The organism is Candidatus Burkholderia verschuerenii, assembly GCF_001189365.1.
Classification (GTDB): domain Bacteria; phylum Pseudomonadota; class Gammaproteobacteria; order Burkholderiales; family Burkholderiaceae; genus Caballeronia; species Caballeronia verschuerenii.
Genome location: NZ_LFJJ01000386.1, coordinates 1 through 1,301, shown reverse-complemented (window position 1 = coordinate 1,301; position 1,301 = coordinate 1). Strand labels below are relative to the sequence as shown.

At 35.9% G+C, this 1,301-nt stretch carries 1 protein-coding gene; it reads left to right on the top strand.

What is annotated here, in order from left to right; translation table 11 throughout:
- Nucleotides 1-83: 83 nt before the first annotated feature.
- A partial coding sequence (locus tag BVER_RS32115; protein WP_232316927.1) for a retropepsin-like aspartic protease occupies nt 84-1,301 on the top strand: 1,218 nt, incomplete at its 3' end.

The following is a 1,301-nucleotide window of genomic DNA, read 5'->3' as shown; positions in this document are numbered from 1 at the left end:
GTAGTAAGAAATCTAGGGAGATTGTTTGCTTTAAATGTCAAGGTCGTGGTCATTATATGTCTAATTGCCCTAACAATAAAGTCATGGTTATGCGTAATGGTGAAATTGTTAGTGAATCTGATTCTGATGATGACTGCAAAGACATGCCAACCTTAGAAGGTCCAAGTGATGAAGAAATCACTGAAGGGGACTTTGATGAGCTAAGTCCAGATGAGCATCCCAGTGGGCCGAAACATTCTCTCATGAGCAAAAGGAGAAATCGGCATTCAACTGAGGATTTAGAAGAAGACGTCATGTCACCACCTAAAGGACGTCTATTTGTGAACAAGAAAGCTCTCACCATCCAAGAGATCCCAAAGGAGGACGAAGACCATGTTCAACGAAATAACATCTTTCATTCTAGATGTTTGATCAATGAAAAGGTTTGTCTTTTGATTATTGATGGTGGTAGTTGCACTAACATTGCTTCTACTTATCTTGTGTCACAGATGAAGTTGCCTACTACGAAGCACCCTCAACCATACAAGCTTCAATGGTTAAATCATAGTGGGGAGGCTAAAGTAGTCAAGCAAGTTTTGGTAAGCTTGTCAATTGGTAAGTTTAAAGACAATCTGCTTTGTGATGTGATGCCTATGGAAGCTAGTCATTTACTGCTTGGTAGACCATGGATTTATGATAATGATGCTACTTATTATGGTCGTACTAATAGGTATTCATTGCTTGTTAATGATCGTAAAATTGTCTTTACACCTTTATCTCCATCTCAAGTGTATGCTGATCAACTTGAATATAAAAAGAGATTAGAGATGAAGCCAGTTGAACCTAGAACACAAGCTGGTTTTGGTAAAAGGAAATTGAGTCTTTTTGTGAACTTTTTGAAGAAAGATAGGTTTCTTTGTGACAACCTATTACATATTGAACTATCTTTGAATGACACCTATTTTTCTTTTACTAACTTGTCATCCAACCTTAGGGTTGAGATAAAAGAGAATTTCTTGCAGGAATTGTCTAAGGAGAGCTCCAATCATGAATTAGTGGTTTCGAATTCTCGGACTTTTGCTACAACAACATTCATGATTTCGGATTTTGGTTTGAAATTCTTGCAAGGGTTTCCTATATTTTTCCAGAATATTTTTGATTTTAAAGTACCTACTTCTCAAAATATTTTGGTAAAACGCAAAGGTTTTGAAGTCTTTGATTTTGGTTTGATTTCTGAAATTCTTACCTTTGCAAAGCATGAACTTTTTACCGATTTTGAATGTCTTTTTCTTACTCATATTTTTAACCGATTTTCTAAGTTC